The organism is Haloarchaeobius caseinilyticus, from assembly GCF_051207395.1.
GTDB lineage: Archaea > Halobacteriota > Halobacteria > Halobacteriales > Natrialbaceae > Haloarchaeobius.
On the sequence record NZ_JBPJZC010000001.1, the window covers coordinates 280874 to 303504 of the forward strand.

General features: G+C 63.3%; 23 protein-coding genes. 12 read left to right on the forward strand and 11 right to left on the reverse strand.

The window, feature by feature from the left end; genetic code table 11:
- Window positions 1-45 precede the first annotated feature (45 nt).
- The 5 genes from ACSC1P_RS01505 to ACSC1P_RS01525 form a co-directional block, all read right to left on the reverse strand.
- Window positions 46-1359: an MFS transporter gene (locus ACSC1P_RS01505; protein ID WP_435358357.1), complete on the reverse strand. Its 1314-nt coding sequence runs from the start codon at window positions 1357-1359 to the stop codon at window positions 46-48.
- A 193-nt stretch (window positions 1360-1552) separates the two neighbouring features.
- Complete coding sequence (locus ACSC1P_RS01510) at window positions 1553-2560, reverse strand: hypothetical protein (protein ID WP_435358358.1); 1008 nt, start codon at window positions 2558-2560, stop codon at window positions 1553-1555.
- Window positions 2561-2725: 165 nt separating this feature from the next.
- Window positions 2726-3211, reverse strand: coding sequence for a GNAT family N-acetyltransferase (locus ACSC1P_RS01515; protein WP_435358359.1), 486 nt, complete (start codon window positions 3209-3211; stop codon window positions 2726-2728).
- Window positions 3212-3238: 27 nt separating this feature from the next.
- Entirely contained in the window at window positions 3239-3790 is a 552-nt protein-coding gene (locus tag ACSC1P_RS01520; RefSeq protein ID WP_435358360.1) for a hypothetical protein, read from the reverse strand.
- Between the two features lie 69 nt (window positions 3791-3859).
- On the reverse strand, window positions 3860-4975 hold the full coding sequence (locus ACSC1P_RS01525; protein WP_435358361.1) for a M24 family metallopeptidase: 1116 nt from the start codon (window positions 4973-4975) through the stop codon (window positions 3860-3862).
- 112 nt (window positions 4976-5087) lie between these two features.
- On the opposite strand from ACSC1P_RS01525, the gene ACSC1P_RS01530 reads away from it, so the two are divergent.
- The gene (locus ACSC1P_RS01530) at window positions 5088-6251 is read left to right on the forward strand and encodes a class I SAM-dependent methyltransferase (protein WP_435358362.1); all 1164 of its coding nucleotides are present in this window, start codon (window positions 5088-5090) and stop codon (window positions 6249-6251) included.
- A 40-nt stretch (window positions 6252-6291) separates the two neighbouring features.
- Here the strand turns inward: ACSC1P_RS01530 and ACSC1P_RS01535 are convergent, their stop codons facing one another.
- Window positions 6292-8478 carry a hypothetical protein gene (locus tag ACSC1P_RS01535; protein WP_435358363.1) on the reverse strand — a complete coding sequence of 729 codons (2187 nt, stop codon included), beginning with the start codon at window positions 8476-8478 and terminating at the stop codon, window positions 6292-6294.
- Between the two features lie 198 nt (window positions 8479-8676).
- Between ACSC1P_RS01535 and ACSC1P_RS01540 the strand changes: the two genes are divergently transcribed.
- On the forward strand, window positions 8677-9684 hold the full coding sequence (locus ACSC1P_RS01540) for an LLM class flavin-dependent oxidoreductase (protein ID WP_435358364.1): 1008 nt from the start codon (window positions 8677-8679) through the stop codon (window positions 9682-9684).
- Here the strand turns inward: ACSC1P_RS01540 and ACSC1P_RS01545 are convergent.
- Window positions 9681-10238 (reverse strand): GNAT family N-acetyltransferase, encoded by a 558-nt coding sequence (locus ACSC1P_RS01545; RefSeq protein ID WP_435358365.1) that lies wholly within the window; start codon window positions 10236-10238, stop codon window positions 9681-9683. The two genes, ACSC1P_RS01540 and ACSC1P_RS01545, sit on opposite strands and share 4 nt — an antisense overlap.
- Before the next feature lie 165 nt (window positions 10239-10403).
- On the opposite strand from ACSC1P_RS01545, the gene ACSC1P_RS01550 reads away from it, so the two are divergent.
- Window positions 10404-10961 (forward strand): class I SAM-dependent methyltransferase, encoded by a 558-nt coding sequence (locus ACSC1P_RS01550; RefSeq protein WP_435358366.1) that lies wholly within the window; start codon window positions 10404-10406, stop codon window positions 10959-10961.
- Window positions 10962-11103: 142 nt separating this feature from the next.
- Window positions 11104-11244, forward strand: a complete 141-nt coding sequence (locus tag ACSC1P_RS01555; RefSeq protein WP_435358367.1) for a rubrerythrin-like domain-containing protein — start codon at window positions 11104-11106, stop codon at window positions 11242-11244.
- 44 nt (window positions 11245-11288) lie between these two features.
- Here ACSC1P_RS01555 and ACSC1P_RS01560 read toward each other — a convergent pair whose 3' ends face one another.
- The 3 genes from ACSC1P_RS01560 to ACSC1P_RS01570 all read right to left on the reverse strand — a co-directional run bounded on the left by ACSC1P_RS01560 (window position 11289) and on the right by ACSC1P_RS01570 (window position 13963).
- Complete coding sequence (locus tag ACSC1P_RS01560) at window positions 11289-11810, reverse strand: hypothetical protein (RefSeq protein ID WP_435358368.1); 522 nt, start codon at window positions 11808-11810, stop codon at window positions 11289-11291.
- Between the two features lie 142 nt (window positions 11811-11952).
- Window positions 11953-12408, reverse strand: a complete 456-nt coding sequence (locus ACSC1P_RS01565) for a DUF7992 family protein (protein WP_435358369.1) — start codon at window positions 12406-12408, stop codon at window positions 11953-11955.
- Window positions 12409-12454: 46 nt separating this feature from the next.
- On the reverse strand, window positions 12455-13963 hold the full coding sequence (locus ACSC1P_RS01570) for a cryptochrome/photolyase family protein (protein WP_435358370.1): 1509 nt from the start codon (window positions 13961-13963) through the stop codon (window positions 12455-12457).
- Between the two features lie 164 nt (window positions 13964-14127).
- On the opposite strand from ACSC1P_RS01570, the gene ACSC1P_RS01575 reads away from it, so the two are divergent.
- From ACSC1P_RS01575 to ACSC1P_RS01590, 4 genes are all read left to right on the forward strand, one after another.
- On the forward strand, window positions 14128-15087 hold the full coding sequence (locus ACSC1P_RS01575; protein WP_435358371.1) for an ABC transporter ATP-binding protein: 960 nt from the start codon (window positions 14128-14130) through the stop codon (window positions 15085-15087).
- The gene (locus ACSC1P_RS01580; protein ID WP_435358372.1) at window positions 15084-15926 is read left to right on the forward strand and encodes an ABC transporter permease subunit; all 843 of its coding nucleotides are present in this window, start codon (window positions 15084-15086) and stop codon (window positions 15924-15926) included. Before ACSC1P_RS01575 ends, ACSC1P_RS01580 begins: the two co-directional genes overlap by 4 nt.
- Window positions 15927-16010: 84 nt before the next feature.
- Window positions 16011-17069: a S66 family peptidase gene (locus tag ACSC1P_RS01585; RefSeq protein ID WP_435358373.1), complete on the forward strand. Its 1059-nt coding sequence runs from the start codon at window positions 16011-16013 to the stop codon at window positions 17067-17069.
- A 58-nt stretch (window positions 17070-17127) separates the two neighbouring features.
- On the forward strand, window positions 17128-17799 hold the full coding sequence (locus tag ACSC1P_RS01590; protein WP_435358374.1) for a GNAT family N-acetyltransferase: 672 nt from the start codon (window positions 17128-17130) through the stop codon (window positions 17797-17799).
- Here ACSC1P_RS01590 and ACSC1P_RS01595 read toward each other — a convergent pair.
- A complete protein-coding gene (locus ACSC1P_RS01595) occupies window positions 17712-18152 on the reverse strand; it encodes an acyl-CoA thioesterase (RefSeq protein ID WP_435358375.1) in 441 nt (146 codons plus the stop codon). The two genes, ACSC1P_RS01590 and ACSC1P_RS01595, sit on opposite strands and share 88 nt — an antisense overlap.
- A gap of 85 nt (window positions 18153-18237) precedes the next feature.
- Between ACSC1P_RS01595 and ACSC1P_RS01600 the strand changes: the two genes are divergently transcribed.
- The 4 genes from ACSC1P_RS01600 to ACSC1P_RS01615 all read left to right on the forward strand — a co-directional run bounded on the left by ACSC1P_RS01600 (window position 18238) and on the right by ACSC1P_RS01615 (window position 22625).
- A complete protein-coding gene (locus ACSC1P_RS01600) occupies window positions 18238-18648 on the forward strand; it encodes a hypothetical protein (protein ID WP_435358376.1) in 411 nt (136 codons plus the stop codon).
- 141 nt (window positions 18649-18789) lie between these two features.
- The gene (locus ACSC1P_RS01605) at window positions 18790-20502 is read left to right on the forward strand and encodes a TraB/GumN family protein (protein WP_435358377.1); all 1713 of its coding nucleotides are present in this window, start codon (window positions 18790-18792) and stop codon (window positions 20500-20502) included.
- Complete coding sequence (locus ACSC1P_RS01610; RefSeq protein WP_435358378.1) at window positions 20499-21143, forward strand: zinc metalloprotease; 645 nt, start codon at window positions 20499-20501, stop codon at window positions 21141-21143. Before ACSC1P_RS01605 ends, ACSC1P_RS01610 begins: the two co-directional genes overlap by 4 nt.
- 102 nt (window positions 21144-21245) lie before the next feature.
- Window positions 21246-22625: a hypothetical protein gene (locus tag ACSC1P_RS01615; protein ID WP_435358379.1), complete on the forward strand. Its 1380-nt coding sequence runs from the start codon at window positions 21246-21248 to the stop codon at window positions 22623-22625.
- Window positions 22626-22631: the final 6 nt, after the last annotated feature.

Genomic DNA, 22631 nt, shown 5'->3' on the forward strand with positions numbered 1-22631 from the left:
ACAGGCAGCGGCGGTGTACCAACGGCTGAAACGACTTTGTCCCGACTATTGCGCCCCAGATGCGACCGTCTCACTTTTCTCTGTCTCTGCTGGCGATCGCTGGTGGAGCCAAATAGCACAACCGAGCGCGATGAGTCCGTTCACGGCAGCGATGCCGAAGGCGACGCGATAGCCGAACAGCGAGTACACGCGCGACCCGGCGACGAGTTCGCCGGTCCAGTACGCGTCGAGCGCCGCGCCCAGTACAGCAGGAAACACTGCACCACCGAAGAAGCCGAGGGCGTTGACCGCACCCGTGGCCGTCCCGCTGACTGCACCGTCGTACCGTTCTCGCATGACGGTGTAGGCGAGGGTGAACGAACCGAGCAGGAGCATCACCGTGAAGAAGATGACTGCGACGAGTGCGAGCGGCGGCGTTCCGAGGGCCGCGATGATGCCGTACCCGAGCGTGTAGACGACGGCGGCGACCACGATGAGGCCGGTCCGTTCGTCGAACCGGTCCGAGAGCCAGCCGATGATGGGCGAGCCGACGACGAGTCCAGTGTTGCCGAGCAGCGTGAACACCGACGCCTCGGAGACGGAGAGGCCGTACGCCTGTACGATGTACGGAATGCCCCACAGCCCCATGACGGTGAAGTTCGTCCCGATGACGAAGAAGAGCATCCCGCCGAGAACCCACGTCACGCGCCCGGAGAGGACGAGTTTCACGTTCGAAATCGCCTCGCGCAGCGTGACGTCTGGCGGGTCGGCCGCGCCCTCGATTGGGTCCATCCCGGCCGCCGCCGGGTCGTCTCTGACCGTGACGAAGATAGCGAGGGTGCCGACCACGCCGACCAGACCGACGGTGAGGAACGCGGACCGCCACCCGTACTCGGCGACGAACAGTGCCAGCGGCGTGGTCGCGATGATGCCGCCGACCGCCGACGCCGAGAGCGTCATCCCGGCGACCGTCGCGAACTCGCCCGTCTCGAACCAGTTCGCACAGAACCGCAAGGTGGCGATGTAAATGACGCTCGCGCCGACACCGATGAGCGCCCGGCTTGCGAAACCCGTGAGATACGTCTCGCTCACTGCGAAGCCGAACACGCCGAACGCCATGACGAGCGAGCCGATAGTCGCGACCCGACGCGTCCCGGTCTTGTCGGCGAGCACCCCGGCAACCAGTTGCATCGGCGCGTAGATGTAGAAGAACGACGCGTGGAGTAGCCCCAGCTCGGCGGCGCTGGTGTCGAACGCCTGTGTGAGGTCGTCGGCGAGGACGCCGGTCGAGACTCGATGGAAGTTCACGAGCACGAAGGCGGCCGCGAGCGTGAACCACCCGAGCCATCGGCGTTTGGTCGGGTCACGCCAGAGAGACATTTCGCTTCGAACACACGGCGGCGACGGGGAAAGTTGTAGGGGAACACTCGACCGCTCGCTGGGGGTTGAGGACTCCTTTTCTCCGTCTCGAAGTGGCAGCAGTCGTACGTCGCGCGAGAACCCGACGCGATGCTACACGTCGATGCGACGCTATTCGACGATACAGCGACCCCCCAACCGCGAAAACGAGGCCTTACTTCGCCAGCACTGCCCGCTCGCTGCCGTCGGCCGTCTCGATGACTGCCGACACTTCGCCGTCTTCGATACCGGTCACGGGCACGCGAACCAGCGCGGTCGATAGCTGGACCTGCTGGGTACACACCGCGTCTTTCTCTTCGACGGCGGCCCGGACGCGCAGGCGACGGCCCTGTTCGGCCCCGCGAATCGCGAGCGACTTGCAGGGGCTGCCGACGCGGGTCTGAACCGCGACGAGCGACTGCGAGGAGAAGTCGGTCTCGTCGACGAACGCCTGTGCCTCGGCGTGGCCCGAGAGTGAGAGGGCGTCGGCCGCCGAGAACGCCTTCACGGCGAAGGCGTTCGTGTCCGACTTCGACATGTCGAGCGCATCGGCGTACAGTCGGTCGGTGTGGTGGAGATGAACCGACTGGGCGTCCACGGACTCTGGCGCTTTCACGGCGAAGGTGCCGGCCGACTCGCCGTCGACTGAGAGCGAGATGGATTCGGTCGCGGCGTCGGCCGCGGGGACGCGTGCGAGGACCGTTTCGTAGGTGATCTGTTCTGCACCCATGCCCTCGCTCTTCACTGCCGCCTGTACGTCGAGTTCGGCCCCCACGCGGGTGACCGAGTCCAGCGAGAACTGCTTCCCGACGCTGTCGAGGTACGTCTGGACGACGAGCAGTTCGTGCGAGGCGAAGTCGGTCCCCTCCACGAACGTGGCCGTCTCGTCGTCGAGCGCGCCGGAGACGAAGCGTTCGGTCGCGGCGGCGTCGGAGAGGACGGTCGCGTAGCGGCCGCCGGTCGATTCGGGACCGAGGCCGTCTTCGACCACGAGGTCGGTCGCACGATACTGGTGTACCTCGAAATCGAGGTCGGCGTTTTCACCGTCGCCAGTTCCGGAGCCGTTTCCGTCTGTGTCGGAACCGTCGCCGGGGGTGGTCGTCGAATCGGTCAGGCACCCGGCCGCGCCGACGATTGCGGCACTGCCGAGGGCGCGGAGCAGGTTTCGTCTGTTCGTCCGCATACTTCCCCCGATGGGGTACGTATTTGAAGCTTTTCGGCTAGCTCAGATATCTCTTTCACCGATATCGATTGATACGATGCTCCTACTGACTGTTTAGTGATTCTACCTGTCGTCGAACGGTCGTAGGACGTTCACTGCTGGGGTGGCCTCGTGGGCCGTCCGCGACTACAGCAGTTTGAGGTAGACGTTCTCGTCGTAGGACTCCCCACCGATGGTCGTCGTCGCACGCTGGACCCGCTCGTAGCCCAGTTTGTGGTAGAAGGCATTGCCGGGTTCGTTCGCGTCCAGCACCATCGACTCCAGTCGGTCGACCCCGCGGGTCGCGAAGTCGTCCTCGGCGAACTTGACCAGTGCCCGGCCCAACCCCTCCCCGCGGTGGTCGGGGTCGACGTACACCCGCATCAGTGTCCCCGTGTCGTCGGCGAGGACACCGTGGGCGAAGCCGACCACGTCGTCGCCGTCGGCCGCGACCAGCACGAGCGCGTCGGCGCTGTCGACGTCGGCCCGAAGTCGGTCCTCGCCGTACCACTCGTGGACGCCGTCACGGATGCTCTCGCGGCTGATGATGTCCGGATAGTCTTGCTCCCACGACCGCTCTGCGACGCGCTGGATGGCCGCGATGTCGGCCATCGTTGCGTGACGGTAATCCATGCTAGTCAGTAACGTCGTCGCGGTGTATCACTGTTTCCGGGGGTGGGTCCCAGTCGGCGGCGTCCCCGTGTCTTCACTATCGTCCGTCGCCCGCTGTCGCACGACACTGTCGGTGTCGACGTAATAAACGAACGCGGCCGTCCACAGGTCCCCGTATCGTTTGGTCCCGTCGACCTCGTAGGTGGCCGACCCCCGCCTGCTCACGACGACTTCGAAGCCGTCCTCAGCGCGCTGGACAGACCCGACGGTGACCGACACTGTTACTGAGTCGGGCAACACGGACTCGCTCCAGAGGTCGTTGTAGACGTATCGGTACTCGTGTGTTCGGACGAACGCTCTCACAGTTCCCTCGGTCAACTCGTCGGGGCGTTCTGGCCGGTCCTTCGGGCCCTCAGGGAAGGGGACCTCCGTGTCGGGGAAGCCAGCGGTGGCTGCCGTCGTCGACGCCGTTCCGGTGGAGGTCTGTGGCGGCGCGCCGGGGTCGGGTTGACCGTCGTCAGCGTCGGACAGACAGCCAGCGACGGCGGCGAGTGCGACGCTCGCACCGCCAGCGAGGAGAGCACGTCGTGTACGAGCCATACGACTAGCTGACGAATAGACCGGTAAGTGTCTTGTCGAAACTACGACCGTTCTTTCAGTGTCGCAGGTTCAGAGCGACTCCCACGTCCGCGGCGAGTCGTTCAGTCGCTCACAGCCGTCCTCGGTGACGACGACGAGGTCCTCGACGCGGACGCCGAACTCACCCTCGATGTAGACGCCGGGTTCGACCGAGAACACCATGCCCGGTTCGAGTTCGAGTGCGTTCCCTTCGACGATGTACGGCGGCTCGTGCACGTCGAGACCGACGCCGTGGCCCGTGCGGTGGATGAACTGGTCGCCATAGCCCGCGTCCTCGATGACTTCGCGGGCAGCCCGGTCGACCGCCTGTGCTTCGACACCGGGTTCGACGGCTGCGACGCCGGCATCCAGCGCGTCACAGACTAGCTCGTGGACTTCCTCGAATCTGGCGGGCGGGTCGCCGGCGAAGACGACCGTGCGGGTCTGGTCGCCCGGGTAGTGGTCGACCCACGCGCCGAAGTCGAGCACGACCGGTTCGCCGGTGCGAATCTTTCGGTCGCTGTGGTGGTGGTGCGGTTTCGCCCCGTTCGGGCCTGCACCGACGATGACCTCGAACGAGAGGCCCTCACCGCCTGCACTCGCCAGTGAGGACTCGATCTCTTCGGCGAGTTCGCGCTCGGTCATCCCGATGGCCGACCTGCCCAGTTTCCGAACCTCGGTGCTGACCGAATCGGCGAGTTCGCCTGCGCGTCGGAGTGCGTCGAGTTCCGTCTCGTCCTTTCGCATCCGCAGGTCGTCGAACACTTCGCTCGCCAGTCCGAACGTCGCGTCGGGCAGCGCGGCTTCGAGGTCCTGCGTGAACAGCGCCCACATCGTGTCGTCGACGAGGACGTGTGCGCCACCGGAGACGATCGGTGCCAGAATCTCGCGGACGTGTTCCACGGGGTCCTCGCCGTCGGCCCACGTGTGGACCTCACCAATCCACGACTCGTCGCGGACCTGCGACCCGTACAGTTCAGGTACCAGAAACACTGGGTCTCCCTCGCTCGGGACGAACAAGAACAGGTGGCGTTCGCCCGGGCTCTCGTGGAATCCGCTCGCGTAGTACAGATTCGGACTCGGGAACAGCACCGCAGCGTCGACGTCCTGTTCGCGCAGTCGCTCCTGACACGCGCGTGTCCGGCGCTCGAAGTCGGTCGTGCTCATGCCCGGATATTCGGGAGAGGGGGTGAAGAACCATGGTGTGCCAGCAGTCCGAGTGCGCGAACGAGTTTGACCGCCGACAGGATGATGTCGGCCCGGTGAGAGCGTCGAATCGATGCGCAGAGAACGGGGTCCCGAGAACCGCCTCTCGAAGCGAGAGCAGATTACCCAGCTCTCGGGCATCGGGTTCGTCGTCGGGCTCTTCGCGTTCGTCGCCGGCGGCCACACCAGTCTCGGACTCCCACCATCGGTCTCGATATCGGTGCTCGTCGGCGGTGTCATCTGCTGTCTCGTCTCTGCCGTCGTCGGCCTTCGATACGGCGACTTCGAACGCTATCACGAGGATTACGACGAGGAGACCGGTCGCGTCGGTGGCGACTCGCCCATCGCACAACTCCAGTTCCTCGTGGACCCACCCGAGGACAGGCCACCGTCCGAACCCGACGACCTTTTTAGCGACGCCGACCCGACCTATCGGTCCACCATGCCCACTGACCATGCCCAGCGATTCGCCAGTACCGAGGAGTACTACGCCCGGTTCCGCCCCGGCTACTGCGAGGAGGCGTTCGACCTGCTCGCCGAGCGATTCGCCCTCGACGACGAGGCCCGCGTTCTCGACCTCGGCTGTGGCGCGGGCCAGCTGACGGTCCCGATGGCCCAGCGAGCGGGTGCGGTCGTCGCCATGGATCCGAACGAGGCGATGCTGGCGAAGGCTGAAGAACGGGTTGAGGCGGCTGGCCGCTCGAACGTCGAGTTCGTCGTCGGCTCCGACGCGGATTTACCCAACCACATCGACGACCTGCGACCGCTCCGACTCACCACTATGGGCCGGTCGTTCCACTGGACGAATCAGGAACGGACCCTCGAACACCTGTTCGAGGCGACAGAACCGGGCGGTGGCGTCGCCCTCATGACCGACCAAGAGTGGCTGACCAGGGGGCGCGAACCGTGGCAAGCCGCGGTTTACGAAATCGCCGCCGAGTACCTCGACGACCTGCCCGAGTGCGTCGACCCCGAGGAAATCGAGTACGACGACCCGTGGGCCAAGAAACTGGCCGCCTTCGGGTTCGAGGACACCCAGACCGATGAGTTCCGGTTTGAACGCGAGTGGACCGTCGACGAAGTGGTCGGCTACGTGTTCTCACTGTCGTACTGCTCACCGCAGAAATTCGGCGACGACATGGCAGCGTTCGAGGCCAACGTTCGGGAGCGACTCGTGGAGTTCGGTGAGCCGCTGACGGCCCCGGCGGTCGTCGAGGTCATCTCTGGGAAGCGGTAAGAGGTGGATGTGGTGTGTCGTCCCGAAGACGACGGCCGGTCTACTGTCCGGTGCGGTTGTCGCGCTGGAAGACGTCCGTCGTGCTGCTGGAGCCGAAGTCGATGACGCCACAGACGTTGTTCTTGACCCACAGGCCGCTAATGGCCGTGTCGTAGAACTGGATGTCGTGGTTCGACCCGCCAGTGAGGTCGTTGCCGACGACGTGGACGTTTTCCAGCGTCTGTGTCCCACCGGCCCACGCACTGATAGCACCGTAGCCGCTCCCCGAGTTGGCTCCGATACGGTTGTTGTCGACCGAGACACCGGAAATAGTCGTCCCGCTGCCAGAGAACAGGACAGCACGACCGGCAACGTCGATGTGCGAGTCGTGGATGTTCACGTCACTACACTGTTTCAGCTTGTAGGCGTGGTGACCGGCATCAGTGCCACCAGAAATATCGAGCGAGGAGTCGACGCTACTCGCGCCACCTTCGACGACGACGAAGTCGTCGGCGAACGTCCCTCGAACGCTGCCGCTCAAGCGTACGTTCGACCCCGTCACGTGAACTGCAATATCCCGCGTGCCAGCCGTATGCTCGATGGTCACGTTCTCGAACGCCACATCGTTGCCTTCGATGTTGAGCAGATACGTTCCAGAACTCCCTTCGGCGGTTCGAAGCGTACAGTTCGAGACGAAGACGTTGTTCGGGCTGGACGACATTATGGCAGACCGACACACCATGTCGACACCCTCGAACTTGTGGTGCCCCTCAGCCGAAGACCCGGAGAACGCGACACCACCTTGGTACTCCTCGGGGCTGCTGGAGAGGGTCGGATCGGTGATACGGGCGGAGAGCAGCCCACCGCGGACTTCTACGTTCCCTCGGACCGTGGCATCGCTGCTGTTGTGATAGGATATGCAGTGCAGCGTTGCCCCACGAATCTTCGGTTCTTCGACCCGGAGGGTCTTACAGCCAGACCGAAGGTCGATGCCGCGGCGACACCCCTCGACGACTGGCCGAACGATGCTGATGTCGCTAGAGCCAGCGACGCGGAAGCACTCGCCGTGGCTTCCGTGGAGGTTGAGTGGGTCTCGGGCACGGCAGTCGACGAGCGTCGCGTCGAGGCCGTCGATGACCTGATACGCGTGCTGTCGGTAGCCGTCACTCTGGCAGTTCTCGGCGCGAGCGTCGCGCGTGTTCCAGAAACTGACGTGACAGCCAGCATCGCCAGTAAAGTGTGCGTTCTCGACGCGCGGCCCGACGACTGCATCGACCTTGTACACGGCGTTGTTCGTGTCGTAATCGTACTTCGCTGGCGTGTGTAGGTGGAGCGTGCTCCCGTCGATGTCCCTGACGACCGCTCTGGTCGGTTCGTACGTTCGCGAGAGATGGCCCTTGTTCGGGTCCTTGATGAGAACGTCGTCGCCGACACTGAAGATCGAGGCGTCCGCGACGGAAACCTGGTCCTCGTGTTTGGTGACCGCACCGGTGATGCCAGTACTCGCTCCGACCGAGCCCTTGAATAGGAACACGGCCTCTTCGCTGTCGTAGAGGTCGTCCTGTGAGACCGTACTCTTGTTCCCGTTATACTGGGTACACTCGAGTGTCGAACCCGCTGCGTCGATGGTGTACGGTTCGGTGAACGTATGGTACTCGTCGAACAGGTAGTCGCCGTTCGTCATCTCGATGCGGTCGCCAGGATTCGCCGCGTTCGCCGCGTCCATCAACGCCTGGTCGGACGGCGTGGTGCCGGTCGGGTCGGCCCCGTAGTCGTCGATGTCGTGCGTCGTCGGACCAGCGGCGGTGAGGTTCCCGCCACTGTCGATGGAGAGGTTATCCCCGACGAGACTCACGAGTCGCTGTTGACCGGTAATCGCCGAGTTGTCGAGTGCCCCGATGTCGTTGAGTGAGCCACCGCGGAACCAGGCGTCGGTCGTCACGATGACCGTCTCGTCGGCGCGGTCCATGTGGAGGAAGTCCAGACTCGCGTTGGCGTCCCGAAACGTCAGGCGGTCGCCGTTGTAGCCAGACTTCGCCTCCATCGTGATAATGTCGGCCACGGTAAGAGAATCGTACGAGGCCGCGGTAGCCGCCGCGGCGGTGCCAACTGCGCCGCCGGAGAGTCCGAACAGTCCACCGGCCCCGAGCAGGCCACCTAACGCGAGTGCGCCTCGGCGAGAGATCTCCGACTCTGCGTTCTGTGTATCGTCAGTGCTTGGTTCGTCAGGCTTCTGCAAATTGTCCACGGTGATTGGTCATGGTGACTAAAGGTAAAACCAGAGTCTATTCTGTTTTTCGAGAATTTACAGTACGATGAGTATAGGTGGGGGCCTCTCCAGTCGGAGTATCCTGACCAACTGGCGTCGGCTGGGTGTGGCATCGGTACGGAGTACCCACTGCCGAATAGCGAATCGTTTTCACCCGACGCGGCAAATCTTTCCAGCATGAAACTCGGCACGGGACTGTTCACCTGTCAGCGACGCCCGGACGACGACCGGACGACGACCGAGATTTACGACGAGATGCTCGAACTCGGTCGGACAATCGACGAGTCCGGCCTCGACAGCATGTGGGTGTCCGAACACCACTTCACCGAGGACGAGTACATGCCGGGGCTGCTGCCGTCGCTGTCGGCGCTCGCGGCCCAGACCGAGAACGTGGAACTCGGGAGCTGTATCGCACTCGCGCCGCTGTACGACGGCGTGCGACTCGCCGAGGACGCGGCGACGGTCGACCACATCTCGCACGACCGACTCACGCTTGGGCTGGCCATCGGGTCGAACCCCGGCGAGTTCGAGGCCTTCGGCGTGCCGCAAGAGGAACGCGTCGAGCGTCTAGAGGACCAGGTGAACATCCTACGCGCAGCATGGTCGGAGGGGCCACTCGACTACGACGCACAGTTCCACGACATCGATTCGTCGATCTCGGTGACGCCGAAACCCGTCGGGGAGCACGTGCCCATCATGCTCGGCGGCGGCGCGAAACCGGCCGTTAGACGGGCCGCCCGGACCGCGGACGCGTGGTGTGCGCCGTCGAAACTCTCCATCGGCGGGCTGAAAAAGCGCGTCGACGACATCCGAAACGTCCGCGAAAAGGAGGGCATCGAGGGTGACTTCGAAATCTACCTCATCAAACACGGGTTCGTCGCGGATTCAGCCGAGGAAGCGTGGGACGCGATGAAGCCCGGCTACTTCTACATCCAGCGTCGCTACGCCGAGATATTCTCGGGCGACGAGGTCGACGAGTTGCCGGACGAGCGCAAGGAAGAACTGAAAGAACAGGCCATCTTCGGCACGCCCGAACAGGTCACTGAAGAACTTCAGAAGTACAGGGAAGCACTTGGCGACGACATCCACTTCATCTTCCGAACGTACCATCCCGGCATCGGCACCGAGACCATGAAGGAGTGTATCGAACGACTCGGCAGCGAAGTCGCGCCCGAACTGCGCTAGTTCTCGTCTGCTCTTTCTGCGTCCTGCCCATCGCACCACTCCTCAACCAGCATTCCCCACGAGAGCAGGTCGTGGTACTCGCCGCAGACGAACGCCTTGTTCCTGGCGGTCCCTTCGTGGCTGAACCCGGCTTTCCGGAGCACCGCTTGTGAGGCTTCGTTCTGGCCGACGGTCGCGGCTTCGACGCGGTGGAGTCGTAGGTGGCCGAAGGCGTACTCCAGCGCCAGTTCGACCGCGGCAGAGGCGTAGCCCTCGCCGTGGTGGTCGGGCAGGACGAAGTACGACAGGCGACAGATACCGGACTGCCAGTGGATGCCTTTGACCTGACACAGGCCGACGAGGCCATCGGCGTCGATGGCGAAGGAGACGTGACCGTCTTCTGCGCGCCAGTCGTCGTACAGTTCGCGGAAGTCGGTGGCCGACTGTGGTTCGACCGTATCCAGCATCTGCCAGACCGCGGGGTCGTTCCACGCGGCGCGGAGCGCGGGCAGGTCGTCGACCTCCACGGGCCGGAGCGAGACACGGCCGTCGGTCAGGAAGGCGTGTTCGGTCATGGCTGTCGCTCGTTCGCTCGGGAGAAAAGTCCACCGAGACACCTCAGAAGTGGCTATTTCTGGGGGTAGATAACCATCGCCTCGAGTCCGACACGTGTCTGACGCTTCACTTGCGGCGGTGGTGGGTATGGGGCGATTGATGTGGGGGCCACCCCAAGCACCGGTATGGGATTTCACACGTTCCCGGTGGAGCGCGCCGACAAACTCGAAGACCCCTCCCGCTATCGCTACTGTTCCCGTGAGGAGCTACTCGCTGGCCTCGCACTCACTGGTGACGAGACCGTCGCAGACCTCGGTTCTGGAACTGGCTTCTACACGGACGACGTGGCCCCATTCGCCGACACGGTCGCGGCCGTCGACGTGCAGGCCGAGATGCACGAACTCTACCGGGAGAAGGGCGTCCCCGAGAACGTCGATCTCGTCACCGCGGGCGTGGCCGACCTCCCGTTCCCGGACGACTACCTCGACGCAGCCTTCTCGACGATGACCTACCACGAGTACGCCGCCGACGACGCCCTCGCGGAACTCGCGCGAGTCCTCGGTCCCAGCGGCCGTCTCGTCACCGTCGACTGGACTGCCGAGGGCGACGGCGAGTCCGGTCCGCCCGTCGACGAACGCTTCTCGCTCGACGATGCTATCTCGCAGCAGGAAGCGGCCGGGTTCACCGTGGAGACGGCCAGTGAACGTCCAGAGACGTTCCTGCTCGTGTCACGACTGGACTGACGCCCCGGACTGCTGGCGGGACAGGTGACCGTTCGGTCACTTTTCTTGGTTCTATGTGTATTATGGCCTTGGCCATGCACCAACAATATGCCTATGTTACAGGATAACGCTTACGTGTGTGAGAAGGTCACAGCCTGTTACGATGGTACGAAGCGACCCATACACCCCGACCCGAACCGAGTACGAGTGCGTCCGGTGCGGTGCCCGCGTCGACTCGCCCGGGAGCTGTGACAACTACCTGTGTGATGGCTCGGTGCGAAACGTCGCAGTACCACGAGAGTAAGAAAATATAACGAACTAGAATCCAATATCAAACTCTTGTAGATTTTACCCGCAGGAGTGAGCTATCGAAACTCCCTGAGAACCCTTGGAATGTTTTAATATTTTAAGATCAGTTAATGCTAAACCGCCACAATTTGCGGTCACCAATTCTATTATTTCATCTCGGTCATTATATGCAACGACTACAATAGCGATATCTGAGGAAAGATTTGAAATGTCTCTCTCAATACTCTCATCTGGTTCTAGTGAGAAAATTCCGTACTGGCGAGCAGAATTTGGAAACTCAATTTTCTCAAATCGTATACTATCACTAGGTGTGGTTTGAGCCGTTCCTTCGCCAATAGTCCGATTTACCACATCACCATCACTATGGAAAATTTGGATAGGACCCGGACGTTCTACAACCGCCACCTTAAACGTATGTGAAGTATTTCCCTTATTTTCTAGTACAAGATGAACTGGTTCGTCTTGCCCAGACCCATCTAGGTATGGTAAAGTGCTACACCCAGACAGTAATGTCATTAGTGTTAGTGCAACTCCGATAATCCGATTTGTTTTAGTCGTCATATCCAATATTATTGAAAATTAACAACTATGCCTATTTAAAACAGGCTCCTACAATAGATTATCTACATCATCTGAAAACATTGGATTAGAACCGTCTCGAAAGCGGTTTGGAGTATCTGGCAACGACTCGGCAGAATCGACTTCAGAACTCCGGCAGGTCTTCCGGCGGCTCGTACGCCGCCTCCCAGTCGATGTACTCGTCTTTGAGCACGTCACAGACGACCTGCCCGAGCTCGGTCATGTTCGCGTTGATGGCCGAGACGGTCCCCCACGACGAGAGGTCGTCGTGGTAGTTTCGCTCTTTCCAGTCCTCTGGGATGCCCGGGGCGTGGTAGCCGACGCGGTCGGCGAAGTCGTCCCAGAAGAAGTCGAACTGCTCGAACATCCCGAGTTCGAGGGCGATGCGGAACTCCTCTTCCGTGAAGTCAGTATCCTCGGCCCAGAGTTCGAACGCGTGCTCCCACGCACCGTCTTTGAGGAAGCCCTCTAACTCTTCGCGCCGGTAGTCGGCGTCGGCCGCGACCGACGCGTCGTCGTACTCGTTCGGGTCGACGAAGTCCAGTTCCGGCGCGGGTGGCACATCGACACGTAATCCCATACTCGGTGATACGAGTCGGGTAGGGATAAGGATACGCGACTTTCCGCTACAGTGTCCCGTCGTCGGCGTGTTCTTTGACCGCCGATGCCCGCTCGCGGATGGCCGCCAACTCGTCGTCGCCCTTGCGGTCCAGATGGGAGTACATCAGCCCCATCCGGTGGTTCGACCGGAGCGTGTCCTCATGTCGGTCGAGGAAGTCCCAGTACAGCGCGTTGAAGGGACAGGCGTCCTCGCCCGTCGTCTCGTCCGGGTCGTACCGACAGTCTCCACAAAAGTCGGACATCTTCTGGACGTAGTTCGCCGAGGAGACGTACGGTTTCGTCGAGAGCACGTCGCTGGCGAACGACCCCATCCCGACGACGTTCGGCGTCGTCACCCAGTGATAGGCGTCGGCGAAGGCGAAGTGGAACCAGCGGTTCAACTCCTGTGGGTTCGCACCGAGGATGGTAGCGAAGTTCGAGAGCACCATCAGGCGCTCGATGTGGTGGCTGTAGGCGTTGTCCCAGACGTGTCCGACGCACTCGGACAGACACCGCATCTCCGTTTCGCCAGTGTAGTACGCCTCGGGCAGGTCTCGGTCGTGGCCGAACTGGTTCGCGTCGGCGAGTTCGGGCATCGACCGGCGGTAGACGTGGCGCATGAACTCGCGCCAGCCGATTACTTGCCGGACGAACCCCTCGACGCTCTCGATGGGTGCCTCGCCAGCCTCGTAGGCGGCAATCGCCGGTTCGACGACTTCGCCGGGCAAGAGCAGTCCGAGGTTCATCGCCGGAGCCAGCAGTGCGTGATTCAGCGACCACGACCGCGTGACCATGGCGTCCTGATAGGGACCGAACTCGGGAAGCCGGTTCTCCACGAAGTCGTCGAGGGCAGCCAGTGCGTCCCCGCGAGTGACGGGCCACGCGAAGTCGTCGGCGTCACCCCACGTGTCGAACTCGGTGTCGACCCACTCGATTATCTCCTCGGTGAGTTCGTCAGGCTCGAACCGCGGAGGATCGAGGAAGCGCTCCTCTGGTCGAGGGAACTCTCTGTTCGACTGGTCGAAGTTCCACTCGCCGCCGACCGGGTCGCCGTCGTCGGTCAGCAGATAGCCCGTCTCGCGTCGCTGCATCCGGTAGAACGACTCCTGTTCGAACGTCACGCGGTCGCCAGCCCACTCGTCGAAGCGCTCGGCAGAACAGAGGAACGTCTCGTTCGCGACGACCGTCAACCCGAGACCGGCCTCGTCCGCAAGTGTGCAGAGTCGGTCGGCCGCGTCGTGACTGGCAGGTTCCATCACCGTGAGGTCGTCGTCGGGGTTGGCCTCGGCGTGTTCGCGCAGGCCGTCGGCGAACGTCTCAGCCTGTCGATACTCGACCTCGTACCCGTCGGCCCGAAGCCGGTCGCGGAAGTGACGCATCGCGCTGAACACGAGGACGAGCTTCTGGGCGTGGTAGGGCATCCGACGGGCGAATCCGCAGGACTCGACCATGAGCACTCGTTCCACGCCCGGGGCGACGTCTGCGAGTGGCCCAGTGTCGGTCGTGAGCTGGTCGCCGAAGACCCAGAGTGTCATCGTTTCCTAGTTAGTTGGCGAAGGGATAAGTGGGGATTCGAACCAGTCAGGGTAGGCGGTCCAGTCCGGCTGTACTCGTCTCTGCGTCACGGAATTAGTAGGAACAGCAACTGTCAGATATTACACTAAATTTATAGTGTCTCGGCAGAGTCGTCAAACCACCAATGCCTGCCATCGAAACGACCGCCCTGACGAAGCGTTTCGGTGAGGACGTCCTCGCCGTCGACTCTCTCGACCTCCGAGTCGAGGAAGGGGAGATATTCGGCTTCCTCGGCCCGAACGGTGCCGGGAAGTCGACCACGATCAACATGCTGCTTGACTTCCACCGGCCGACCGCCGGGACGGCGACTGTCCTCGGCATGGACGCACAGGAGCAGATAGACGATATTCGCCAGCGCGTCGGCGTCCTTCCCGAGGGGCTGGAATTGTACGAACGTCTCACCGCCCGCGAACACCTCGAACTCTGTATCGAAATGAAAGACGCACACGACACAGTCGACGAGATGCTCGGCCGTGTCGGCCTCTCGGACGCGACCGACCGGAAAGTCGGTGGCTTCTCGAAGGGGATGCAACAGCGCCTCGCACTCGGGATGGCCCTCGTCGGCGACCCCGACCTCATCATCCTCGACGAACCCTCCTCGGGACTGGACCCAAACGGCATCCAGCACATGCGCGAACTGCTCCGCGATGAGGCCGCGAGCGGGACGACCGTGTTCTTCTCCTCGCACATCCTCTCCGAGGTCGAAGCGGTGTGTGACCGCGTCGGCATCATGGCGCAGGGGGAACTCGTCACCGTCGACTCCATCGACAACCTCCGCGAACGTTCCGGCGACGCTGGCGACGTTGAGCTCACTGTCGAGCACGTCCCCGACGACCTCGGGCTGAAAGTGATGGACGACGTGAGTAACGTCCGTGTCGAGGACGACGAGATTCACGCCTACTGCCACTCCGGTGAGGCCAAGATGAACATGATTCGCCACGTCGACCGCTCGACGACCGTGACGAACGTCGTCGCCACCGAGACGTCGCTCGAAGAACTGTTCAACAAGTACACCGGTGGCGGCCGCGACGGACTCGACGACGACGCCCGTGAACTCGCCGAAGAGAAGGAGGTCGCGGCATGAGCCTCCAGAACGTCATCAGGAAGGACCTCCTCGACGTTCGCCGTGCGAACGTCGTTCGTGGCGTCGGCGTGGTGTATCTGGCGTTCACGATGCTGTTCTTCTACGGGGTCGGCTCGGGGACCAACACGCAAGTACTCTCCAATCAACTCTACGGAATGGCGATTCTGGGCGTTCTCATCATCCCGCTCGTCGCGCTCGTCGCGGCGTATCTCTCGGTCGCGGGCGAGCGAGAGTCTGGAAGCCTGAAGTTCCTACTGTCGTACCCGAACAACCGTCGTGACGTTGTGTTCGGTAAGTTCGTCGCCCGGAGTGCCGTCGTCACCGCGTCCATCATCCTCGCGTACGTCGTGGGACTCGCGATGGCCCTCTTCTACTTCGACACCGTCGAAATGGCCACGTACGCCGGGTTCGTCCTGCTGACGATTCTGTTCGCCCTCGTGTACGTCAGCATCGCTGTCGGCATCTCCGCGGCGACCAGTTCCCGGTCTCGTGCGATGGGACTCGCCATCGGGTCGTGGTTCATCCTGAACGTCTTCTGGAACTTCCTCCCGGTCAACCCCGCACAAATCGTCAACTTCGTCACCGAGAAAATCGGTGTCGAACTCTCCGACGCAGTCCTCCAATTCATCACGTCGATCAGCCCGACGGCCGCGTACCTCATCACGCTCGACCTCGTCCTCGAACAGAACCCGGCGACCGGAAAGGGCTTCGAGGGGATGGGCGGCATCCCCGACGTGTGGTACCTCACCCCTGAGTTCATGTTCGTCATCCTCGCCTTCTGGTTCGTCGCGCCCCTCCTGCTCGGCTACTGGCGGTTCGAGCGCGCTGACCTCGGATAACTACCGACTAACTGCTCTTTTCGGTCTGTCAGTCCGACCCGTCCCTCCCAAGCGATTATGTCGCCTACCCGAGACTGTGCAGTCATGCCCGACTTCGTCACGCCGCCACCCATCGAGCGCGGCGATTCGGTCGCCATCGTCGCCCCCGCCTCCAACGCCGCCGACGAGTTCCCGCACGTCTACGAACTCGGCCTGTCGCGGATGCGAGACCAGTTCGACCTCGAACCGGTCGAGTTCCCGACTGCCAGGAAGTCGGCCGGGTGGCTCGCGGCGAACCCGAAAGCCCGCGCGAAAGACGTGATGGACGCCTTCCGAGACCCCGACATCGGCGCAGTCGTCGCCAACATCGGCGGCAACGACCAGATACGCGTCCTCGACCATCTCGACCCCGATGTCCTCCGCGAGAACCCGACGCGGTTCTACGGCTGGTCGGACAACACGAACCTCGCGCTCTACCTGTGGAACCAGGGTATCGTCTCGTACTACGGCGGTTCGACGCTGCTCGAATACGCGATGGAAGCCGAGATGTTCGACTACACCGTCGACTACCTCGGTCGGGCGCTGTTCGACGAGACCATCGGCGACTGGGAGCCGACCGACCGCTTCACCGACCAGCCCGGAAACTGGAGCGACCCAAGAGCGGCCGACTACCACCGCGAGATAGAGCCAGCCGACGGTCGGACGTGGCTCGGGAGCGACCGGGCCGCCGAGGGCCGTATCTGGGGTGGCTGCTTCGAAATCCTCGACCAGTGGTTCGTCCACGACGCCTCCCTGCCCGACGACGAGACGCTCGATGGCTGTATCCTCGCGCTGGAGACCAGCGAGGAACTCCCCGACCCCGGCCTGCTCGCTGGCTGGTTCCGCGCCCTCGGCGAACGCGGACTGCTCCAGCGCTTCGACGGCATCCTCGTCGGGCGGGCCTGTGCCCGGAACCACACCAAATTCGGTGACAACCCGAAACTTGAGCGCGAGTCCTATCGCGACGACCAGCGAGCAGTGTTCGAACGTGTCGCCGGGGAGTACGACCTCGACGTGCCAATCGTCCTCGACTGCGAGTTCGGCCACACCTACCCGACCTGCCCACTCCCCATCGGCGGCCGGGTCGAAATCGACCCGCAATCGGAGCGCATCACACTCTCCTGACGGGGCGAAGATTACCACCGTCAGGGACTTTATCGCCTCGTGTTTCCTCCACTCGGGCGTGCCTACGATTCGGATTCGCCCCGCGACACTCGACGATGCGCCAGCAGTCCACGACATCTACGCGCCGTTCGTCGCCAGCACCGCCGTCACCTTCGAGGACGGTGAAGTGTCCGTCTCCGAGGTCGCTGACCGTATTTCCGACACACTCGCTCAGTTCCCGTGGCTCATCTGCGAGCGCGATGGCGAGGTCGTCGGCTACACCTACGGCCACAGTCACCGCGGTCGCGGTGGCTACCGCTGGTCGGCCGAGACGTCGGTGTACGTCGCCGAAAACTACCGGCGGCAGGGTATCGCTCGTGGCCTCTACGAATCGCTGTTCGCGGTGCTCACTGCACAGAACTACGTCAACTGCTACGCCGGCATCATGATTCCCAACGAGCGAAGCGTGGGCTTCCACGAGACGATGGGCTTCGAACCGGTCGGCGTGTACGAGAACGTCGGCTACAAACTCGGCGAGTGGCAGGACACGCAATGGTGGCACTATCTGTTGCGAGAGCCGCCAGAAGAGCCGGACGAACCGGTACCGTTCTCCGAGATCCGAGAGGACGAGAAGGTGAGACAGGCGAGTCGTCGATTCGGTAGTCAGTCTTCTTTCGCGTTCACGGCCGCGTCGAACAGCGTCTGGCCGCGCTCGGTGTCGATGGTCAACTCCGGAACGCTGATGGGGTGACCATCGTCGTCGATGGCGACGAACACCATGTACGACTCCGTGGTGAGTTCCGTCTCGCCGGTCCGGATGTTCTCGCGGTACACCCGGATACGGACCTTGACGCTGGATTTCCCGGCGTCGTAGACGTACGAGCGAACGAGTGCAGCGTCGCCCTGCGGAATGGGTCGCCGAAAGTTCGTCTGGTTCAGTCGGGCGGTGACGCAGGTTTCGCCTGCGAAGCGCATCGCCGACATCGCGCCGATTTCGTCCATCCACTTCATCACGTTACCCCCGTGGGCCGACCCGAGGATGTTCGCGTCGTCGGGGTTGACGAGGAAGCGGTTCTCGATGTAGGTGTCCATCAGATTCGGCATGAGCGAGGCTTCGACGGGCCGTGGGAATAGCCTGCCGGGTCGTGGCGGGCAGAAGGATTTTCTGCGGTGGCTTCGAGCGTCCGCCATGGTTTCACAGTGGGTGGTGCTGGCCGGTGTCGCCGCCACGACTGCTGGTGCCCTGTTCGTCTCGACGACGAGCGACGACCAGTGGCAACAGAGCGTCGAGGGCCCGCTACAGGTCGTGACGAGAGTCGTCTTCGGTACGGTCGTGCTGACGCTCCTCGTCGCTGGCGTCGTCTCGTTCGCCCAGCTCATCGCCGGAACCGAGACGCTCACTGGCCGAACGGTACCGTCGTTCTTCGACGAACTGGTCGCTGTCCTGTGTGTGATCGTCGGCGCCTATCTCGTCGTCGCTCGTGGCGGCCGCTTCGTGGACAAGAACGAATCGCCGATGTCCACACGGGCACAGACGACTATCTGGACTATCACGGGCGCGTCCGCTGGCGTCGCCGCACTCGTCACCTACTTCCTCTGACATCGACTGGGTGGTCGCCGAGGCTCGGGCAGTACCAAGTGTCCGACGCGAAGCAGACTCTGACACCACGACCCGCGTGTGGTACTCCCTCTCGACCCGTCTCCGACAACAGTTTACGATGTGAGACAGAAGCGAAGGGCAATGAGCGAACGAGCCGACCCGCCGGCACCCGAGCCACCCGGACCACCGGGCTCGGGCGAGGGGTCAGTCACCGTCCTCGGGACAGCACACGTCTCCGAGAAGTCGGTGGAGGAGGTCCGAGACACTATCGAGGAGGACCAGCCAGACGTCGTGGCGGTCGAACTCGACGAGGGTCGCTACCGGCAGATGAAGGGCGAGACGCCCGACGACATCGAGCCGCGCGACCTGCTGGAGGGCAACACCGTCTTCCAGTTCCTCGCGTACTGGATGCTCTCGTACGTGCAGGCGAGACTCGGTGAACAGTTCGACATCCAACCCGGGGCCGACATGCTCGCGGCTATCGAAGCCGCAGAGGACCACGGCCTCGGCGTCGCCCTCGTCGACCGTGACATCCAGGTCACGATTCAGCGCTTCTGGCGGCGGATGACCACGAAAGAGAAGTTCCAGATGGTCGCCGGACTCACGTTCGGCGTCGCCGACGCGCTCGTCGTGGGCCTCACGATGGGGCTGGTCGTCGGGATGTTCCTGGGCCCGATTCTCGGCGTCCTCTCCGGGCCGCTGCTCGGCGCGACCACGGCACAGCTACAGGCTGTCGCCGCGGGCGGTGTCGTCGCCGTCGTCGCCGGGTACCTCCTCTGGGAGTTCGGCACGACGAGTCTTCCGATGGACAAAGCCGTCGCACTCGGCGCTGGCGGCGGTATCGCAGTCGGTGGCATCGTCGCACTCACCGGTGCACTGAATCCGGCTGTCGCAAGCGTCGTCGGCGGTGGCCTGTTCCTGAGCGTCGTCGCCGGCTTCGTCGGTGGCCTCGTCGGAGGTGCCGGTCTCGGCATCCTGCTCGGCACCGTCATGGCCGTCCTCGGCTACGATGCGGACCCCGAGGAGGACTACGAAGAGTTCGACATCGAATCGATGACCGACGCCGACGTGGTGACGGTGATGATGGAAGAGTTCCGCCAGTTCTCGCCCGGCGGGGCACAGGCACTCATCGACGAGCGTGACGCCTACATCGCGCACAAACTCGTCGCACTGCGCGAACAGGGCTACTCCGTGTTGGCGGTCGTCGGTGCCGGCCACCGCGCCGGTATCGAGCGCTACCTCGCCGACCCGTCGACGCTCCCGACGCTCGACTCCATCTCCGGGACCGACACATCAAGACGGTTCTCCCCGGTCAAGGCGTTCGCCTACCTCCTCGCAGGCGGCTACGTCGTCTTCTTCGCCCTGCTCATCATGGCCGGTGTGAGCAACCTGTTCCTGCTGAAGTTGTTCGCCGCGTGGTTCCTGTTCAACGGCATCATCGCGTTCTCGCTGGCCAAGTTGGTCGGTGCGCGCTGGTCGTCGGCCGCCGTCGGCGGCGCAATCGCGTGGCTCACCAGCCTGAACCCGCTGCTCGCCCCGGGTTGGTTCGCGGGCTACATGGAACTGCGCCACGACCCGGTCAACGTCGGCGACATCGCTCGCCTCAACGAGATTCTCTCGGACGAGGAGAGTCCCATCCGCGACGTGCTCGGCCGGATGTTCGACGTGCCGCTGTTCCGCCTCATCATGGTCGTTGCGGCGACGAACATCGGCAGCACCATCGCCAGCCTGCTGTTCCCGGTCACGGTCCTGCCGTGGCTGGCACAGGGTGAAGTCGAGACGGTCGGGGAACTGATGGACCTGCTGGTACAGGGCGCGAACAACAGCTTCGACATCATCACGGGGCTGCTATGAGCCGGAGCCAGAACCCGACCCGGCGTCGGAACGTCGGCATCAGCTTCGGCAAGCGCGAACTTCGTGACCTCGCCGTCGCGTGGGTCGCGCTCTCCGTCGCGTTCGCACTCCTCACGTCCGGCCCGAACCGATTCGTGTCACTGGCACCGTCCGAGATGGTCGCCACGCTGCTGTTCACGGGATTGACCGCAGGAATCGGCTTCCTGCTCCACGAACTCGCCCACAAGTTCGCGGCTATCCACTTCGGCTACCCGGCCGAGTTCCGTGCCGACTACCAGATGCTCCTGCTCGCCATCTTCAGCGCGATGGTCGGATTCCTGTTCGCCGCTCCCGGTGCGGTGTATCACCCGAAAACGGGGCCACGAGAGAGCGGTCTCATCGCACTCGCTGGTCCGGCGACGAACGTCGTGCTCACCGTCGTCTTCCTCCCACTCGCCTTCGTGGGCGGCGTGGTGGGGGCCATCGGTGTCTACGGCGTGTTCATCAACGCCTTCCTCGCGGGCTTCAACATGATTCCGTACGGGCCGCTCGACGGCCGGAAGGTGCTGCGTTGGAGCAAGCCCGGATTCGTCGTCTCGTTCGCGGTCTGTGGTGGACTGGCCCTGGCGGCACTGTTCGGTCCCCTCCCGACCCCGTTCTAACCCGTTTCTCGTCCGTTTTCAGTGCAGTCCCATACCACTGTGTACGGAGGTTTCGGATGGGTGAGTCGTCAATATATCTACTCTCACTGCCTCTAAAGCGACATGAGTGTCAGTAGACGTGCCGTCCTCCGAGGGGGGAGCCTTGCTGCGGTACTGTCGCTGGCCGGCTGCCTCGAAGGATTCGCCTTCGGGGGCGGGGGTCAGGCAGTAGTCGATGGACCGACGACGAACTTCGTGTACGACCATACCGACCTACTCGACGGGAACGCGTCGTTTTTCTTCCACCTCGATGCGAACGCCATGGCGACCGCGTTCGTTCCGAAGGACACCGACGCAAAGGTCGAAGCGACGGTCGACGCGGTCGCATCCGTCGACGAGGTACTCGGCGTCGGCTTCCTGAAGACCGGGTCGAAACAACAGGGTGGCGGGACGATGCTGGCCCGTGGTGAGGTAGACACTGGAGCCATCGCCACCGACCTCGTGAAGAAGGGCTTCCGCTCGGCCGGGGACCACTCGGGGTACGACCTCTACCGGGCCGACGTCGCCGGTGGCCTCGACGTTGCTACGGCCATCGCCGGAAACGCCGTCGCCTACGGTGTTGGGACCGCCGCGGTCGGTGCGGCCGACGCGGTCACCGGGATGGTCGACGCTGGTAACGGGAAGGGCTCGCGTCGTCTCGACACCAGCGCCGACGCGAAGTGGCTTCTCGAACGTTTTACCTCGCGGGCAGTCCCGCCGTCTGGTGTGTTCGTCGCCGAGTTCGACTCGAACTCGGTCGTCGACCTCTTCCCGACCCTCGACAAGGGTGTCCGGGCGTCCGTGAGCAGTGCCCGTGCCCTCGGCGTCGGCTGCACGGTGAACGGGAGCGGAACCGACGTAGAGGCTGTCCTCCTGTTCGGGACGCCGACAGAGGCGTCGTCGGCTGCGACCGCGGCACAGGCTGTGGTCGACCGGATGGCCAACGACGACCGGTTGCCCGGCCCGTTGTTCGGCGCGTGGAACGGGAACGTGACCATCGACGGCTCCGCCCTCGTCGTCACGTTCGGGACCGAGACCGCTGCGCTGTGGGGTCACGTCCTCGGCCCGTTCGTCAAACTGGCGACCTCGCTCACCGACATCGACACGTCGGCTGCCCCGAACGTCGGGTTCTCCTACCAGCCGGCCGATGGCGGGAAGATACGCATCAAACACGAATCCGGTGACCCGTTCGACAACGTCAGGGTGGTGTACAGCAGCCGTGGCGAGCAAGTGAGTGAGTTGTGGGCGGGCGGGAAACAGGTCAATCCTGGTGACACCCACACCACGAAGGAGGCCGTCAGCTTCGACCAACCACTGCAGATAATCTGGTACGGCGGGCAGGTGCCCATCATCATAGCCGAGTACAACCAGAAGGCAGAGGAGGAGAAGGACCGAAAGCGCGAGGCCGAAGAGGCCCAAAAGGAGGAGCAGGAGACCGAGCGCGAGGACCCAACTCGTCGCTGAAGGGCT

Bases quoted from the DNA above. Each gene is read 5' to 3' on its own strand.
- ACSC1P_RS01570 (WP_435358370.1), bottom strand. From the start codon at position 13,963: ATGACACTCTGGGTCTTCGGCGACCAGCTCACGACCGACACTGGGCCA.
- ACSC1P_RS01585 (WP_435358373.1), top strand. From the start codon at position 16,011: ATGCCCGACTTCGTCACGCCGCCACCCATCGAGCGCGGCGATTCGGTC.
- ACSC1P_RS01560 (WP_435358368.1), bottom strand. From the start codon at position 11,810: ATGACGACTAAAACAAATCGGATTATCGGAGTTGCACTAACACTAATG.
- ACSC1P_RS01605 (WP_435358377.1), top strand. From the start codon at position 18,790: ATGAGCGAACGAGCCGACCCGCCGGCACCCGAGCCACCCGGACCACCG.
- ACSC1P_RS01530 (WP_435358362.1), top strand. From the start codon at position 5,088: ATGCGCAGAGAACGGGGTCCCGAGAACCGCCTCTCGAAGCGAGAGCAG.
- ACSC1P_RS01565 (WP_435358369.1), bottom strand. From the start codon at position 12,408: ATGGGATTACGTGTCGATGTGCCACCCGCGCCGGAACTGGACTTCGTC.
- ACSC1P_RS01580 (WP_435358372.1), top strand. From the start codon at position 15,084: ATGAGCCTCCAGAACGTCATCAGGAAGGACCTCCTCGACGTTCGCCGT.
- ACSC1P_RS01540 (WP_435358364.1), top strand. From the start codon at position 8,677: ATGAAACTCGGCACGGGACTGTTCACCTGTCAGCGACGCCCGGACGAC.
- ACSC1P_RS01510 (WP_435358358.1), bottom strand. From the start codon at position 2,560: ATGCGGACGAACAGACGAAACCTGCTCCGCGCCCTCGGCAGTGCCGCA.
- ACSC1P_RS01505 (WP_435358357.1), bottom strand. From the start codon at position 1,359: ATGTCTCTCTGGCGTGACCCGACCAAACGCCGATGGCTCGGGTGGTTC.
- ACSC1P_RS01520 (WP_435358360.1), bottom strand. From the start codon at position 3,790: ATGGCTCGTACACGACGTGCTCTCCTCGCTGGCGGTGCGAGCGTCGCA.
- ACSC1P_RS01600 (WP_435358376.1), top strand. From the start codon at position 18,238: ATGGTTTCACAGTGGGTGGTGCTGGCCGGTGTCGCCGCCACGACTGCT.
- ACSC1P_RS01610 (WP_435358378.1), top strand. From the start codon at position 20,499: ATGAGCCGGAGCCAGAACCCGACCCGGCGTCGGAACGTCGGCATCAGC.
- ACSC1P_RS01525 (WP_435358361.1), bottom strand. From the start codon at position 4,975: ATGAGCACGACCGACTTCGAGCGCCGGACACGCGCGTGTCAGGAGCGA.
- ACSC1P_RS01550 (WP_435358366.1), top strand. From the start codon at position 10,404: ATGGGATTTCACACGTTCCCGGTGGAGCGCGCCGACAAACTCGAAGAC.
- ACSC1P_RS01595 (WP_435358375.1), bottom strand. From the start codon at position 18,152: ATGCCGAATCTGATGGACACCTACATCGAGAACCGCTTCCTCGTCAAC.
- ACSC1P_RS01575 (WP_435358371.1), top strand. From the start codon at position 14,128: ATGCCTGCCATCGAAACGACCGCCCTGACGAAGCGTTTCGGTGAGGAC.
- ACSC1P_RS01515 (WP_435358359.1), bottom strand. From the start codon at position 3,211: ATGGATTACCGTCACGCAACGATGGCCGACATCGCGGCCATCCAGCGC.
- ACSC1P_RS01545 (WP_435358365.1), bottom strand. From the start codon at position 10,238: ATGACCGAACACGCCTTCCTGACCGACGGCCGTGTCTCGCTCCGGCCC.
- ACSC1P_RS01555 (WP_435358367.1), top strand. From the start codon at position 11,104: ATGGTACGAAGCGACCCATACACCCCGACCCGAACCGAGTACGAGTGC.
- ACSC1P_RS01615 (WP_435358379.1), top strand. From the start codon at position 21,246: ATGAGTGTCAGTAGACGTGCCGTCCTCCGAGGGGGGAGCCTTGCTGCG.